This window comes from Paracoccus liaowanqingii (assembly GCF_004683865.2).
Classification (GTDB): domain Bacteria; phylum Pseudomonadota; class Alphaproteobacteria; order Rhodobacterales; family Rhodobacteraceae; genus Paracoccus; species Paracoccus liaowanqingii.
The window spans coordinates 1,731,608-1,745,865 of sequence record NZ_CP038439.1 but is presented as its reverse complement, the minus strand read 5'-3'; the positions used below and the strand labels follow the sequence as shown (position 1 = coordinate 1,745,865).

Sequence of the window (14,258 nt, the reverse complement as noted above, 5' to 3'; positions counted from 1 at the left end):
ATGGCAGCCTACGAAACACATACGCATGACTATGACGTCGTCGTCGTCGGTGCCGGCGGCGCGGGCCTTCGGGCCGCCCTCGGCATGGCCGAGCAGGGCCTGCGCACGGCCTGCGTGACCAAGGTCTTCCCGACGCGCTCGCACACCGTCGCGGCACAGGGCGGCATCGCCGCCTCGCTGTCCAACATGGGCCCCGACAACTGGCAGTGGCACATGTACGACACCGTCAAGGGGTCGGACTGGCTGGGCGACACCGACGCCATGGAATACCTGGCGCGTGAGGCCCCCAAGGCCGTCTACGAGCTGGAGCATTACGGCGTCCCCTTCAGCCGCACCGAGGATGGCCGCATCTACCAGCGCCCCTTCGGCGGCCACACGACCGAATACGGCGAGGGCCCCCCGGTGCAGCGCACCTGCGCCGCCGCCGACCGGACCGGCCACGCGATCCTGCACACGCTCTATGGCCAGTCGCTCAAGCATAACGCGGAATTCTTCATCGAGTATTTCGCGCTGGACCTGATCGTCACCGACGGGCGCTGCACCGGGGTCGTCTGCTGGAAGCTGGACGACGGCACCATGCATGTCTTCAACGCCAAGATGGTGGTGCTGGCCACGGGCGGCTATGGCCGCGCCTATTTCAGCGCGACCAGCGCCCATACCTGCACCGGCGACGGCGGCGGCATGGTGGCACGTGCGGGCCTGCCGCTGCAGGACATGGAGTTCGTGCAGTTCCACCCGACCGGCATCTACGGCTCGGGTTGCCTGATCACCGAGGGCGCGCGCGGCGAGGGCGGCTATCTGACCAACTCGGAAGGCGAGCGCTTCATGGAGCGCTATGCCCCGACCTACAAGGATCTGGCCAGCCGCGACGTGGTCAGCCGCTGCATGACGATGGAGATCCGCGAGGGACGCGGCGTGGGTCCCGACAAGGACCACATCTTCCTCAACCTGATGCACCTGCCGCCCGAGACCCTGAACGAGCGTCTGCCGGGCATCAGCGAAAGCGCCAAGATCTTTGCCGGCGTCGATCTGACCCGCGCGCCGATCCCGGTCATTCCCACCGTGCACTACAACATGGGCGGCATCCCCACGAACTATTGGGGCGAAGTCCTTGCACCGACGGAAGAAAACCCCGACGCGATCTTCCCCGGCCTGATGGCCGTGGGCGAGGCCGGCTGCGCCTCGGTGCATGGCGCGAACCGCCTGGGCTCGAACAGCCTGATCGACCTGGTGGTCTTTGGCCGGGCCGCCGCGATCCGGGCGGGCGACGTGATCGACCGCGTGGGCGCGGTGCCCTCAACCGACCAGAGCCAGGTCGACAAGGCGCTGGACCGCTTCGACGGGCTGCGCCACGCGCAGGGCACCACCGGCACGGCCGAGCTGCGCGACGAGATGCAGCGCACCATGCAGCTGGACGCCGCGGTGTTCCGCACCGACAAGACCTTGGCCGAGGGGATGGAGAAGATGGGCGCCATCGCCGGAAAACTTGATGACCTGAAGGTGACGGATCGCGGCCTGATCTGGAACACGGACCTGATGGAAACGTTGGAGCTGACCAACCTGATGCCCAACGCCCTGACGACGATCGTTGCGGCCGAGGCCCGCAAGGAAAGCCGCGGCGCGCATGCGCACGAGGATTATCCTGAGCGGGATGACGCCAACTGGCGCAAGCATTCGCTTGCCTGGGTCGATGGGAACAAGGTTAAACTGGCCTACCGTCCCGTTCACCTGGAGCCCCTGACAAAGGCCGAAGACGGCGGGATCGAACTGACCAAGATCGCTCCGAAAAAAAGGGTTTACTGATGCGTTTCAACCTTCTTGCCGCCTGCGGCTTGGCCGTCGCCACCTTGGCGGGCTGCGTCGCCCCGATCCCGATGGCGGCCCCGGTCGTTCCTTCCGCTCCGATCGCGACCACGCCCACGATCCTCGACGCCGCCTCGCGCCAGATCGTCCGCAACGTGGTCGACAGCGAGATGCAGCGCCGCCTGCCGGGCGTGAACGTCTCGCCCTATACCGATTGCGTGATCAACAACGCGACCACCGCCGAACTGATCGACATCGCCCAGATGTCGCGCTCGGGCATCGCCGGCACGGCGGACAGCGTGGCGTCGATCGTCTCGCGTCCGACCACGACGCAGTGCATCGCCGCTGCGGCGCGCACGGCGTAAGGCCATGATCGCGCAGGCACGGCGCATCGCCTGGCTGCCCCTGGTGGCAGTCGTGGCGGCCTGCGGTCCGATCCCGGTGGATCAGGCCGAGCGCGTGTGCCTGCGCGATGCAGACCTGGCCCAAGGCCCGCGTGGCAGCATTGCCATGGGCGTGGGCTCGGGGCAGGGCGGAACCCGCGGCTATGGCGGGATCGAGCTGGAAATCAGCGGCGACTATCTGCGCGGCCGGGATCCGGCCGAGGTGTTCAGCCGCTGCGTGCAGCGGCGGTCGGGCCAGATGCCCGAACGCGCGCTGGCCGACCAGCCGGGCTGGCGGGGCGCGTCATGAGCCGCCCGCTGATCCTTCATGTCGGCGTGCAGAAGACCGGCACCACCTCGCTGCAGCGTTTCCTGCGCCGCTCGGCCGAAGCGCTGTCGGACAGTCTGATCGTGCGCACCCCCGAGGAGGGCACGCCGATGCGTCCCCTGGGACGGGCGGCGATCGCAGCCAGCCTCAGCGAGGACCGCGACCGCCGCCTGGCGCTGTCGGATGCCTTCGGAACGGTTCTGGACACGCTGCCCGACGGCCTGCAGACGGTCGTCCTCAGCCACGAAAACCTGGCGGGGGCGATGCCCGGGAATGGCGGCGAGACGCGGCTCTATCCGGCGCTGCCGGGGATGATGGCGCCGCTGCTGGATCAGGCCGCCGCGCGCGGCTTTGCCCCCCGCGTCGTGATCTACACGCGGCGGATGGCTTCCTGGCTGCCCTCGGTCTGGGCGCAGGCCGTGCGCACGGACGGCTACGGGCGCACCTGGGACGAGTTCCAGGCCGAAACCGCCGGACTGCCGGGCTGGGGCGACCTGATCCGGCGCCTGTCGGCCGCGCTCGGGTCCGAGCGCGTGACCCGCGTGAGGCTGGAGGACGAGCCCGAGCCCGAACGCCCTGGCCGCCAGTTGCTGGACCTGGCCGGGATCGACCCGGCGCGCATCGATGCCCTGCCGCCCCTGGACGGGCGCGGCATGGAGCAACTGAGCGCGAATGCCACCGAATTCCTGCGCCGCCTGAACGGGCTGGCGCTGAACCCCCACGCCCGCGACCGGGTGGCCGATCTGGTCTCTCGCTCGCAACCCCTGTTTACGGCGCCATCGCCATCCGAAGGCACTCTCTGAAAGGAGCTACCCCATGGTCCAGTTCACCCTGCCCAAGAACAGCCAGATCCGGGTCGGCAAGACCTGGCCGAAGCCCGTCGGCGCCACCAACGTCAAGACGTTCAAGATCTATCGGTGGGATCCCGAGACGGGCGAGAACCCGCGCCTGGACACCTATGTCATCGATCTGGACAAGTGCGGCCCGATGATGCTGGACGCGCTGATCAAGATCAAGTCCGAGATCGACCCGACCTTGGCCTTCCGCCGGTCCTGCCGCGAGGGGATCTGCGGATCCTGCGCGATGGTCATCGACGGCGGCAACCACCTGGCCTGCATCTACGGCATCGACGAGGTGAAGGGCGACGTGTCGATCTATCCGCTGCCGCATATGGCGGTGGTCAAGGACCTGGTCCCCGACCTGACGCATTTCTATGCCCAGCACGCCTCGGTGAACCCCTATCTGCAGACCAAGACGCCCACGCCGGGCAAGGAATGGAAGCAGTCGATCGAGGATCGCAAGAAGCTGGACGGGCTCTACGAGTGCATCCTCTGCGCCTCCTGCTCGACCGCCTGCCCGTCCTACTGGTGGAACGGCGACCGCTATCTGGGCCCGGCCGCGCTGCTGCACGCCTATCGCTGGATCATCGACAGCCGCGACGAGGCCACCGGCGAGCGTCTGGACGAGCTGGAGGATCCCTTCAAGCTGTATCGCTGCCACACGATCATGAACTGCACCAACACCTGCCCGAAGGGCCTGAACCCGGCCAAGGCGATCGCCTCGATCAAGCACATGATGGTGGAACGCGCGGTCTGATCCGCGTCCCGCGATCGCCGGGGGGCTGCGCGCCCCCCGGACCCCCTGCGGGATATTTTCGTGAAGAAGAAAGAGACCGCGGGTGGGAGCCTGCGGTCTCTTTCGTTGGGGTGGGGGTGTGGCGGAATTGGGGGGGCGGCAGGCCCGTCCTTTTCGGGTGATTTTGGACGACGCGAGGCGCGGGGCGAGACTAGGGCCATGAGCCTGCCCGCCGTCACGTCTTGCGTGACGCCGTGTGTGGAGCGGACTGCCAAAGGTCGGGGCGGACCTTTGGCAGGGGATCATCCCTCGATGCGGGTGAAGTCGGCGATCTGGCGGCCGGCGTCGCGGATGCGCGAGAGCAGGTTCAGGCGGTTGCGGCGCAGGATCTGGCTGTCGGTGTTGACCTGCACGGCCTCGAAGAAGGCGTCGATGGGGCTGCGCAGGGCGGCAATGGCGGACATGGCGGAGGGGAAGTCCTCGGAGGCCATAGCGTGGCGGATCGCCGGTTCGGCGCCGTCGAGGGCGGCGAAGAGGGCGCGTTCCTCGTCCGTCTCGGCGAACTTGATGTCGGCGCCGAAGCTGTATTCGACGCCGTCCTTCTCCTCGGCCTGCGCCAGGATGTTGCCCGCGCGCTTGAGGCCCTGCGTGAGGTCTTTCCCGTCTTCGGTCTGCAGCATGGCGTTCAGCGCGGTGGCGCGGTTCACCACCTGAACGAGGTCGTCGTTGCCCTCCTGCGCGAGGACGGCGTCGATGATGTCGTGGCGGATGCCCTGGTCGCGCAGGTGGACTTTGAGGCGGTCGTGGAGGAAGGAGAGGAGGTCGGCCACTAGGCCTTCTCGGTTACCGCTGATGAGGACCGGTCCGGGTCTAGGCTGCTCTATGCGCGCCAGCGCCTCTTCCAATGTTTCGCTTCGAGCCCGGATTTTTGTTGCCAGTGCCTCTTGGAGGATTCGCATATACGCGCGACTGAGGAGGCCGAGACGACCTTTAGTTCCTTGGATGCCTCCCGCCTCTGTCGGTTCTGCGTATTGCACCAACGGCAATTCGAGCCTGTTTTCCAGTACCAACCGGATCACCCCCAACGCCGCCCGCCGCAGCGCGAACGGATCCTTCGATCCTGTCGGCTTCTCGTCGATCGCCCAGAACCCCGTCAGCGTGTCGATCTTGTCGGCCAGTGCCACGGCGACCGACACCGGCGCGGTCAGGACCGCGTCGGAGGGGCCGAGGGGGGCGTAGTGGTCGCGGGCGGCGTCGGCTATGGCCTCGGGCTCTCCGGCCTCCAAAGCGTAGTAGCGGCCCATCGTGCCCTGCAGTTCGGGGAACTCTCCGACCATGGCGGAGCGCAGGTCCAGCTTGGCCAGACGGGCGGCGCGTTCGGACTGGTCGGGGTCGGCGCCGACAAGGGGGGCGATCTCGCGGGCCAATGCGGCGATGCGGGCGATCCGGTCGGCTTGCGAGCCCAGCTTGTTGTGGAAGGTGACCGAGGTCAGGCCTTCGGCCCAGGCTGTCATGCCGGATTTCGCCTCGCGCAGGTCGTTTTCCCAGAAGAAGGCCGCATCCGACAGGCGGGCGGCCAGCACGCGCTGGTTGCCGGCCAGGATGGTGGCGCCGTCGTCGGGGGTCTCGATATTGGCGACGGTCACGAAGCCCTCGATCCGGCCGGTGCGCGGGTTGCGGGCCGAGAAGAACTTCTGGTGTTCCTTCATCGATGTCTGCAGCACCTCGGGGGGCAGCGCCAGGAAGCGGTCCTCGATCACGCCCATCAGCGGGACGGGCCATTCGACGAGGCCCGCGACCTCGGCCAGCAGCGCCTCGTCTGGGACGATCTGCCAGCCGCGCGCGAAGGCCAGGTTCTCGGCCTGCGCGCGGATTTCCGAGGCGCGTTCCTCGGCGTCCAGCATGACGCGGGCGCGGCGCAGCTTGGTGGCGTAATCCTCGAAGCCGGTGACGGGGAAGGCGTCGGGGGCCATGAAGCGGTGGCCGCGCGTGGTGTTGGCGGCGGCGATGCCATCGACTGTCAGGGGGACGATTTCGGCGCCCGCCTCATCCGACAGGATGCAGAGGATGGAATGCAGCGGGCGGACCCACCGCAGGCTGCCCGCGCCCCATCGCATGGATTTGGGCCAGGGGAAGGTGCGGATCGCGGCCTCCAGCACCTCGGCCACGATCTGGGCGGCGGGGCGGCCGGGCTGGGTGATCGTGGCGAACCAGACCTGGCCCTTCTTGTCGTCGCGCGCGTCCAGCTGGTCGCGGGTCAGGCCGGTGGAGCGCAGGAACCCCTCCAGCGCCTTTTCGGGGGCGTCCAAGCGGGGGCCCTTGCGCTCTTCCCGCGTGGTGGGGCTGTGGGCGGTCAGGTCCTCGACCGTCAGGGTCAAGCGGCGCGGGGTCGAGAAGGCCCCGGCGCCGGCATAGGTCAGGCCCGCCTGCACCAGCCCCTCGGTCACGAGGCGCTTGAGGTCCTCGCGGGCGCGGGCCTGCATGCGGGCGGGGATTTCCTCGGAAAACAGTTCGATCAGCAGGTCGGGCATCAGTCCATCACTCCGCGTTCCGGGGTCTTGTCAACATATTGGTGCCAGCCATAGACGCGGCCGTCGGGATAGACGGCCAGCACCCGGTCCACGTCGGGGCGGATATCCTCGACCGACAGGAGGGCGCGGGCGGTGCCGTCGGCCAGATCGGCGCCGATCTGCGGGGCGTCGAAGCAGTCGAACCAGCGCGGGGCGTTCAAGGGCGTGGCGTCCTGGAAGGGCACCGCGTCGGCGGGGACGGCCTCGACCGTCGCGCAGGCCCGCCAGCGCAGCGGAGAGCTGACCGCGTCGATCCCCTCGAACCCGGACAGGGTCAGGGGTTGCTCGCCCGCGGCGGTGGCGACGGCCAGCGCGGCGCCGGGGCCGGTCGGGTCGATGGGCTCGTAATAGCCGTATTGCTGCGCGTACCACATGCCGCCGCCGGCCGCGACGGCGCTGCCCAGCAGGGCCAGTGCGGCGACCTTGCCCCAGTTCATGCGGCGACCCCGCCTGCGGCATCGGTGGTCAGGAACAGATCCGCGCAGCCTTTGGCCAGCGTCCGCACCCGTCCGATATAGGCCTGCCGCTCGGTGACCGAGATGACGCCGCGCGCATCCAGCAGGTTGAAGATGTGGCTGGCCTTGATCGCCTGATCATAGGCCGGGTGCGCCATCGGGATCACGCGGCCCGCGCTGTCGGTGCGGTCCGCGCCCAGGATGCGGGCGCATTCGGCCTCGGCATCCTTGAAATGCTGGAACAGCATGTCGGTGTCGGCCTGGTCGAAGTTCCAGCGGCTGTATTCCTGTTCGGTCTGGCGGAAGATGTCGCCATAGGACAGCGCGATGGGGCTGTCGGGATCGTTGAAGGGCATGTCCATGACATGCTCGACGCCCAGCACATACATGGCCAGACGTTCCAGACCGTAAGTCAGCTCGCCCGACACGGGGCGGCAGTCATGCCCGCCGACCTGCTGGAAATAGGTGAACTGGCTGACCTCCATCCCGTCGCACCAGACCTCCCATCCCAGGCCCCATGCGCCGAGGGTCGGGGATTCCCAGTCATCCTCGACGAAGCGGACGTCATGGACCATCGGGTCCAGACCGATGGCGCGCAGGCTGCCCAGATACAGCTCCTGCAGATCGGGGGGCGAGGGTTTGATGATGACCTGATACTGGTAGTAATGCTGCAGCCGGTTGGGGTTCTCGCCGTAGCGGCCATCCGTGGGGCGGCGCGAGGGCTGCACATAGGCCGCGGCCCAGGACCGGCTGCCCAGGGCACGCAGCGTGGTGGCCGGGTGGAAGGTGCCCGCGCCGACCTCCATGTCGTAGGGCTGCAGGATGGCGCAGCCCTGTGCCGCCCAATAGGTCTGCAACGCCAAGATGATCTCCTGGAAACTGCGGGGTCGGTTGGGGCTGGTCATCGGGCCGTCCTTTTGCATTAATCGGGGGCAGGGCGCCCGCGTCTTCTAGGCGCGCGGTGCCACAGGGTCAATAAAGGCCGGGCAGCGGGCAGCGGTCCCGCGACAGGATGGCAGGGCAGGATGATGGGCAAGGCGACCCCGATGCGGCGGTGCGTGGCGGCGATGGTTCTGGCAACGGCGCTGCCGGGGATGGCGCTGGCGCAGGAGGCGGTGATCCGGCTGGAGGCCAAGCGCCTGCCCGGCGCCGCGACCGAAGCCGCGGCGGCCTGGGCCGCGCAGTTCGACGACGTGGTGACGCTGCCGCTGCCGGGCGGCTGGACCGGGATCGCGCTTGGTCCGCTGGACCGCGCCCAGGCCGAGGCGCGGCTGCGCGATCTGCGCGCGGCGGGCGCGGTGCCGGGGGACAGCTTCGTCAGCGTGCCGGCGCCGGGCACGGCGCTGACGCCCGCGGGGGGAAATGAGGGGGATGCCGCAGGGGCGGTCGCGCCCGAGGCACCGCCCGCGCCTGTCCACTTCCTGCGGCTGGACACGCTGGCCGACCGTGCCGAGGCCGAGGCCGCGCTGGCCCGCCTTCGCGCCGAGTTCCCCGAGGCGGGGCTATGGGGCCTGCCCGACGGTGCCTTCGCCCTGGCCCTGGGCCCTGTCGCGCGGGAGGCCGGGCGCGCGTGGCTGCCGGTGCTGGCGCGGGCCGGGCTGATCCCCGAGGACGCGACGCTGGTGGAGGGCGCCACCTTGGGTCAACCGCTGGACGAGGGTCAGGCCCCCGACCTGCCATTGCCCGATGCGGCGCAACCCCTGCCGCCGCTGGACGAGGCGCAGCGCGCGCTGCGATGGGCCGGGCATTACGGCGGAGAGATCGACGGCACCGACGGTCCCATGACGCGCGCCGCGATCCAAGCGCAGATCGCGCAGGGCCGCGCCTCGACCGATCCCGGGACCGCGTTGCGGGCTCTGATCGACCAGCGCGCGGCCTGGCGCGACGAGATGGGGGTCGCCCCGCTGCGCGACGCCGCGACCGGGCTGACCGTCAGCGCGCCGATGCCGGCGTTGCAGTTCGACCGGGCGGAACGGGCGCTGTCGATCTATGGCCCCCGCGACGGATCGGGCGCGGCGCTGATCCTGTTCAGCCAGCCGGGCGGACAGCAGGAATTGCTGGACCTGGCGGGGCTGGTGACCGCGCTTGGCTGGGTGCCCGCGCCGGACCGCACCGTGCGGCAGGGCCATGTCACCCTGCAGGGCGCCAATGACGCCCATATCGGCGCCGCCGAGGGCTGGGTCCGCGACGGCCGGGCCGAGGGATATGTCCTGATCTGGCCCGCCACGGACCCCGAGGCGCAGGCCCGCCTGTCGGCAGAACTCAGCGACAGCCTGACCCGCCACGCCCCGGGCGCGAGCGAGGCGCCGCCGGCCGATGCCCCCGCAGCCCTCACGACCGAGGCCGTGACGGACGCAGCCGGCGCCCCCGCGCTGCCCTAGGCGCGCCAGAAGCGCGGCAGCAGCAGCACCAGGACCGAGACCAGCTCCAGCCGCCCTAGGAACATGCCGAAGGTCATCAGCCACTTGGCCGAGGTCGGGAACTCCGCGATGGAGCCGTTGGCGGTGATCTCGGGGCCCCAGACCGGGCCGATATTGGCGATGGCGGTCCAGGCGGCGGTCAGGGCGGTGCGCGGATGCAGCCCGGTCAGCGACAGGCCCACGATCAGCAGCCCGAAGGTCAGGAAGAACAGCGTGAAGAAGGCCATGACCGAATCGACCACGTCCTGTTCCAGCGGATGGCCGTCATAGCGCAGCGGATAGACGCGGTGCGGCGAATGCATGCGCCGGATCTGGGCGCGCACCGCCTCGAACAGCACCAGATAGCGGAAGACCTTGACCGAACAGCCCGTCGATCCGGTGCAGCCGCCGATCAGCCCGCAGATGATCAGCACCGTCAGGGACAGATGCCCCCAGCCCGTCATGTCGGTCGAGGCGAAGCCCGTGCCCGAGAAGGTCGAGATGGTGTTGAACAGGGTCTCGCGCAGCATCTCCTCGGGGTGGCCGGTCTGGCCCAGCCAGAGGACGCGATAGAGCAGGATGATGATGCAGGCATAGGCGATCCAGCGCAGATAGGCCCGCACCTGCGTGTCGCGCCACAGGGGCCGCGCCTGCCCGCGCATCAGCTGCACCATGCGGATGAACGGGATCGAGGCCAGCACCATGAAGACGCAGGCCGCCCATTCCGCCGGTCCCAGAAACGCCCCAAAGCTGGCGTCATAGTTCGAGAACCCGCCGGTCGACACCGTGCTGAAGGCCTGCACGACCGCGTCGAAGCCGCTCATCCCCAGCATCAGGTAGGTGACGAGACAGGCCCCCGTCAGGATCAGGTAGAGGCGCGTCATCTCTCCGGCGATCTGGCCCGCGCGGGGCAGCACCTTGCCGAGCGTGTCGAAGCCCTCGGACCGGAAGAACTGCATGCCGCCGACCTTCATCACCGGCAGGAAGACCATCGCCACGACGACGATCCCCAGGCCCCCGGCCCAGTGCAGGATCGCCCGCCACAGGTGGATGCCGCGCGCCAGCTGGTCCAGCTGCGGAAAGACCGTGGTGCCGGTGGTGGTGAAGCCCGACATCGATTCGAACATCGCGTCGGTGAAGGTCGCGTTGGGCATGCCCAGCATGAAGGGCAGGCAGCCGAACAGCGGCAGCACCAGCCAGATCCCCGAGGTCAGCAGGAAGGCCTGATGCAGGCTCAGATGGTCATAGCGCCCCGCCGTCGCGGTCGAGATCAGCAGCCCCGCCACCATGGTCATCACGCTGGACTGCAGAAAGACCGCCCAGTGCGGATCGCCGTGCCACCAGTCCACCGCCATGGGCGCCAGCATGAAGGCCCCAAGGACGGTCAGGATCCTGCCGATCGGATGGGCTACGGGGCGGATGTCGATCATCGATCCTGCTTGCCGCGCGCCCGCCCGCGCGTCAAGACGGGCCGCGCAAGCGCCGGAACTTCCTCGGCCCGGACCCCGGGGATCGCCCGGACGGGGCGGCATCGCGCCCGCCGCCCCTTGAATGGTACCTCCGGGCAGGTTACGTTTTGTTCAACTAGTCATCGGAGGGCGTGTGTCATGACGCCCAAGCGTCCTGCGGGTGCGGGCGCGTTCCCGAACATCACGGTCGAGCCGTCTGGCACCCGACTTTCCGAGGAAGGGCCGCTTTATGCTGCGCTCGATCTCGGGACAAATTCTTGCCGGATGCTGATTGCCCGTCCGACGGGCAGTCAGTTTCAGGTCATCGACAGCTTCTCCAAGCCGGTTCAGCTTGGTCAGGGGCTGGAAGCTTCGGGACGCCTGTCCCGCAGCTCGATGGCGCGTACCATCCACGCATTGCAGGTCTGCCGGCGCAAGCTGGACCAGCACAAGGTCCGCAACATGCGCCTTGTGGCGACCGAGGCCTGCCGGAGGGCCCGCAACAGCCGCGACTTCATGCGCACCATCCGCCGCGAGACCGGCCTGCCCATCGAGATCATCGGGTCGGAGGAGGAGGCGCAGCTGGCGGTGATCAGCTGCGCGCCGCTGGTCAGCCACAAGACCGAGACGCTGATGGTCGTCGATATCGGCGGCGGGTCGACGGAGCTGGTCTGGATCGACCTGGAGGATGTGGAGCCCAAGGAGCGTCCCCGCGCCATCATGCGGCTGTCGGACGGCTTCGGCAATCCGCAGCCCGGCGGCGCGCGGGTGGTGGACTGGATCAGCGTGCCTTTGGGCGTGGCGACGCTGCGCGATCAGTTCGCCGATGTGGAGGACGATCAGGGCCGCTTCGCGCTGATGAGCTGGTTCTTCGAGGAGGCCTTGGCGAACTTCACCCCCTATGCGGACGGATCGCCCGACGAGGGGTTCCAGATCATCGGCACCTCGGGGACCGTCACCACGGTCGCGGCCAGTTTCCTGGGCCTGCGCCGCTATGACCGCACCAAGGTGGACGGGCTGGAGATGACCAGCGATCAGATCGACCGGGTCATCCATTCCTATCTGCAGCTGGGTCCCGAGGGGCGCCGCACCGACCCGCGCATCGGGCGCGAGCGCCATGCGCTGATCATGTCGGGGGCGGCGATCCTGCAGACCCTGATGCGCGTCTGGCCCACCAACAAGCTGTCGGTGGCCGATCGCGGGCTGCGCGAAGGGTTGCTTTATGCCCAGATGGTGCGCGATGGGGTGCTGACGCCGGACGGCCTGAACGGAGTGGCATGAGATGACGAAGACACCGACCAGCCGGGACGGCAAGACCAGCGGGCGCGGCGCCCGCGATCTGCGGGTGCGCGTGAAATCGGCCAAGGGGCGCAAGCTGTCCTCGACCCTGTGGCTGGAGCGGCAGCTGAACGACCCTTACGTGGTTCGCGCCAAGCGCGAGGGCTATCGCGGGCGGGCGGCCTACAAGATCCTGGAGCTGGACGACAAGTACCGCTTCCTGGTGCCCGGTGCCCGGGTCGTCGATCTGGGCTGCGCGCCCGGCGGCTGGTGCCAGGTGGCCGTGGCCCGCGTGAACGCGCTGGGCGAGAAGTCGGGCAAGAAGGTCGGCCGCGTGCTGGGTCTGGACCTGCAGGAGGTCGATCCCATCCCAGGGGCCGAGATTCATGTGCTGGACTTCCTGTCCGAGGGCGCCGACGATCTGGTCAAGGACTGGCTGGGCGGTCCTGCAGACGTGGTGATGTCGGACATGGCGGCCTCGTCCTCGGGCCACAAGGGCACCGACCACATCCGCATCGTGGCGCTGGTCGAGGCGGCGGCGCAGCTGGCCTTCGACGTGCTAGAGCCGGGCGGCACCTTCGTCGCCAAGGTTTTGGCGGGCGGCGCCGAGGTCGAGATGCAGACCCTGCTGAAGCGTCGCTTCACCAAGGTCGTCAACGTCAAGCCCCCCGCCAGCCGCAGCGATTCCTCGGAGAAGTTCGTGGTGGCGACCGGGTTCAAGGGCCGTGAGTTGCCCGGCGAGGACTGACGGGGGCGTTCGCGCCTTGTGCGGGCCGCGGGGCGGGCGTCACGCTTCGATGGATATTTTTGTGAAGAAGAAAGGTGCGCGGCGGGGGGCTTGGGTCTGCCGCCCCTCAGGGCTGGCGCATCTGGTGGCGATAGGCCTCGGGCGTGCGGCCGGTGGCGGTCACGAAGGCGCGGGTCAGGTGGGCGTGGCTGGCATAGCCCAGGTCCTGCGCGATGCGCGCCGGAGGGCAGTCGGTGTGGCGCAGCAACTCGGCCGCCCGGTCCAGCCGCAGCCCGTGCAGCAGGTCCACGGCCCGGCGGCCCCGCGCCGCGAGGCAGGCGCGGTCCAGCACGGTCAGCGTCGTGCCCAGGTCCTGCGCCAGCCCCGCCAGGCTGCGGCAATGGCCAAGCTCGACCGCCGCCAGGGCCAGGAAGCGTTCGACCAGCGGGCGGTCGGGGTGGGGCGGGGCGGCGTTGCGGGCGGCGGCCTGCAGGTCCGTGGGGCTGCGGTCGGGTTCGGGATCCAGGCGCGACAGGCGCAGGGACAAAAGGGTCAGGTGGCAGGTCAGGGCCCGGCGGTCGCTGGCCCGCGCGGCCTCGTCGGCCAGATCGCGCAGGGTGACCAGCAGGGCGTCCCCGGCCGCCCCGACATGGCCTGCGGTCACCTGCCGGGGCAGGGCCGGGTCGAGGCCATGGCTCAGGTCGGGCGAGATCGTCAGCACATGCCCCTCGGCCCCCGGCAGGGGGAGGGCGGCGAAGGCGGTGCCGGCGGGAAGGAAACGGAGGCTGCCGGGCCGCATCTCGACCGTCTGGCGCGCGATCTGCAGGCGCATCCGGCCCGCGACGACCCAGATCAGCAGATGGTCGGGCCGGGTGCGGGGCAGGGTGGGGCTGCTGCCGCGCGCGCTGCCCGAACCGCCCCAGGCAAAAGCCGCCAGCGGCAGCAGGCGCAGCAGGGCGCGGCGGGGGGCGAAGCGCTGCAGGGTGGCACCGGGCGTGGGCTTTGGGACCGGCGGCGCCCAGGGGACCGGCGGGGTCCCGTCCTCGGGGATGCGCGGCGCCGTCACCGCCTCCGACGCGGTCCCCGGCCGGTCCGAGCCCTTCGGCTTCAGCCGGGTCGGAGAGAAGGGAAATCCCTCCTGCCAGTTCGTGCGATCCCAAAGCGACATGGGTTCCGGGTCCGATCAACAGGGTGCAAGGGGCCGCAGGGTCCGGCGCGCGCCCGCGAAGGGGCCCGCCGTCCGATCTATGACCACATATTGTGAAAACTCTGTTGAGGCCGCGAAGGTTTCG

General features: G+C 69.4%; 13 protein-coding genes. 8 read left to right on the top strand and 5 right to left on the bottom strand.

Annotated elements, in window-relative coordinates:
• The 5 genes from sdhA to E4191_RS08440 are packed head-to-tail and all read left to right on the top strand — an operon-like array spanning position 1 to position 4,110.
• Positions 1-1,803 (top strand): succinate dehydrogenase flavoprotein subunit, encoded by a 1,803-nt coding sequence (sdhA, locus tag E4191_RS08460; RefSeq protein ID WP_135313023.1) that lies wholly within the window; start codon positions 1-3, stop codon positions 1,801-1,803.
• A complete protein-coding gene (locus E4191_RS08455; protein WP_135313022.1) occupies positions 1,803-2,168 on the top strand; it encodes a hypothetical protein in 366 nt (121 codons plus the stop codon). Before sdhA ends, E4191_RS08455 begins: the two co-directional genes overlap by 1 nt.
• 4 nt (positions 2,169-2,172) lie before the next feature.
• Entirely contained in the window at positions 2,173-2,496 is a 324-nt protein-coding gene (locus E4191_RS08450; protein WP_135313021.1) for a hypothetical protein, read from the top strand.
• Positions 2,493-3,317: a hypothetical protein gene (locus E4191_RS08445; protein ID WP_135313020.1), complete on the top strand. Its 825-nt coding sequence runs from the start codon at positions 2,493-2,495 to the stop codon at positions 3,315-3,317. Before E4191_RS08450 ends, E4191_RS08445 begins: the two co-directional genes overlap by 4 nt.
• Before the next feature lie 13 nt (positions 3,318-3,330).
• Positions 3,331-4,110 carry a succinate dehydrogenase iron-sulfur subunit gene (locus E4191_RS08440; RefSeq protein ID WP_135313019.1) on the top strand — a complete coding sequence of 260 codons (780 nt, stop codon included), beginning with the start codon at positions 3,331-3,333 and terminating at the stop codon, positions 4,108-4,110.
• Positions 4,111-4,391: 281 nt separating this feature from the next.
• Here E4191_RS08440 and glyS read toward each other — a convergent pair whose 3' ends face one another.
• The 3 genes from glyS to E4191_RS08425 are packed head-to-tail and all read right to left on the bottom strand — an operon-like array spanning position 4,392 to position 8,019.
• Positions 4,392-6,620, bottom strand: a complete 2,229-nt coding sequence (glyS, locus tag E4191_RS08435; RefSeq protein WP_135313018.1) for a glycine--tRNA ligase subunit beta — start codon at positions 6,618-6,620, stop codon at positions 4,392-4,394.
• On the bottom strand, positions 6,620-7,096 hold the full coding sequence (locus E4191_RS08430) for a DUF6446 family protein (protein WP_135313017.1): 477 nt from the start codon (positions 7,094-7,096) through the stop codon (positions 6,620-6,622). The genes glyS and E4191_RS08430 overlap by 1 nt, the downstream gene beginning before the upstream one ends.
• Positions 7,093-8,019 (bottom strand): glycine--tRNA ligase subunit alpha, encoded by a 927-nt coding sequence (locus tag E4191_RS08425; RefSeq protein WP_135313016.1) that lies wholly within the window; start codon positions 8,017-8,019, stop codon positions 7,093-7,095. The genes E4191_RS08430 and E4191_RS08425 overlap by 4 nt, the downstream gene beginning before the upstream one ends.
• 120 nt (positions 8,020-8,139) lie before the next feature.
• On the opposite strand from E4191_RS08425, the gene E4191_RS08420 reads away from it, so the two are divergent.
• Positions 8,140-9,495: a peptidoglycan-binding domain-containing protein gene (locus E4191_RS08420; protein WP_228461178.1), complete on the top strand. Its 1,356-nt coding sequence runs from the start codon at positions 8,140-8,142 to the stop codon at positions 9,493-9,495.
• On the opposite strand, the gene E4191_RS08415 is transcribed toward E4191_RS08420, so the two are convergent.
• The gene (locus E4191_RS08415; RefSeq protein WP_135313015.1) at positions 9,492-10,943 is read right to left on the bottom strand and encodes a TrkH family potassium uptake protein; all 1,452 of its coding nucleotides are present in this window, start codon (positions 10,941-10,943) and stop codon (positions 9,492-9,494) included. The genes E4191_RS08420 and E4191_RS08415 overlap by 4 nt on opposite strands.
• Before the next feature lie 177 nt (positions 10,944-11,120).
• Between E4191_RS08415 and E4191_RS08410 the strand changes: the two genes are divergently transcribed.
• Together E4191_RS08410 and E4191_RS08405 are read left to right on the top strand one after the other, a co-directional pair.
• On the top strand, positions 11,121-12,242 hold the full coding sequence (locus tag E4191_RS08410; protein WP_135313014.1) for a Ppx/GppA phosphatase family protein: 1,122 nt from the start codon (positions 11,121-11,123) through the stop codon (positions 12,240-12,242).
• A 1-nt stretch (position 12,243) separates the two neighbouring features.
• A complete protein-coding gene (locus E4191_RS08405) occupies positions 12,244-12,987 on the top strand; it encodes an RlmE family RNA methyltransferase (protein WP_135313013.1) in 744 nt (247 codons plus the stop codon).
• Positions 12,988-13,093: 106 nt separating this feature from the next.
• On the opposite strand, the gene E4191_RS08400 is transcribed toward E4191_RS08405, so the two are convergent.
• Positions 13,094-14,134 (bottom strand): AraC family transcriptional regulator, encoded by a 1,041-nt coding sequence (locus E4191_RS08400; RefSeq protein ID WP_135313012.1) that lies wholly within the window; start codon positions 14,132-14,134, stop codon positions 13,094-13,096.
• Positions 14,135-14,258: the final 124 nt, after the last annotated feature.

Excerpts from the sequence above, each read along its gene's own strand:
- E4191_RS08440 (WP_135313019.1), top strand. The coding sequence starts at position 3,331 with ATGGTCCAGTTCACCCTGCCCAAGAACAGCCAGATCCGGGTCGGCAAG.
- E4191_RS08455 (WP_135313022.1), top strand. The coding sequence starts at position 1,803 with ATGCGTTTCAACCTTCTTGCCGCCTGCGGCTTGGCCGTCGCCACCTTG.
- E4191_RS08445 (WP_135313020.1), top strand. The coding sequence starts at position 2,493 with ATGAGCCGCCCGCTGATCCTTCATGTCGGCGTGCAGAAGACCGGCACC.
- E4191_RS08405 (WP_135313013.1), top strand. The coding sequence starts at position 12,244 with ATGACGAAGACACCGACCAGCCGGGACGGCAAGACCAGCGGGCGCGGC.
- E4191_RS08420 (WP_228461178.1), top strand. The coding sequence starts at position 8,140 with ATGATGGGCAAGGCGACCCCGATGCGGCGGTGCGTGGCGGCGATGGTT.
- E4191_RS08415 (WP_135313015.1), bottom strand. The coding sequence starts at position 10,943 with ATGATCGACATCCGCCCCGTAGCCCATCCGATCGGCAGGATCCTGACC.
- E4191_RS08425 (WP_135313016.1), bottom strand. The coding sequence starts at position 8,019 with ATGACCAGCCCCAACCGACCCCGCAGTTTCCAGGAGATCATCTTGGCG.
- E4191_RS08430 (WP_135313017.1), bottom strand. The coding sequence starts at position 7,096 with ATGAACTGGGGCAAGGTCGCCGCACTGGCCCTGCTGGGCAGCGCCGTC.
- sdhA (WP_135313023.1), top strand. The coding sequence starts at position 1 with ATGGCAGCCTACGAAACACATACGCATGACTATGACGTCGTCGTCGTC.
- glyS (WP_135313018.1), bottom strand. The coding sequence starts at position 6,620 with ATGCCCGACCTGCTGATCGAACTGTTTTCCGAGGAAATCCCCGCCCGC.
- E4191_RS08400 (WP_135313012.1), bottom strand. The coding sequence starts at position 14,134 with ATGTCGCTTTGGGATCGCACGAACTGGCAGGAGGGATTTCCCTTCTCT.
- E4191_RS08410 (WP_135313014.1), top strand. The coding sequence starts at position 11,121 with ATGACGCCCAAGCGTCCTGCGGGTGCGGGCGCGTTCCCGAACATCACG.
- E4191_RS08450 (WP_135313021.1), top strand. The coding sequence starts at position 2,173 with ATGATCGCGCAGGCACGGCGCATCGCCTGGCTGCCCCTGGTGGCAGTC.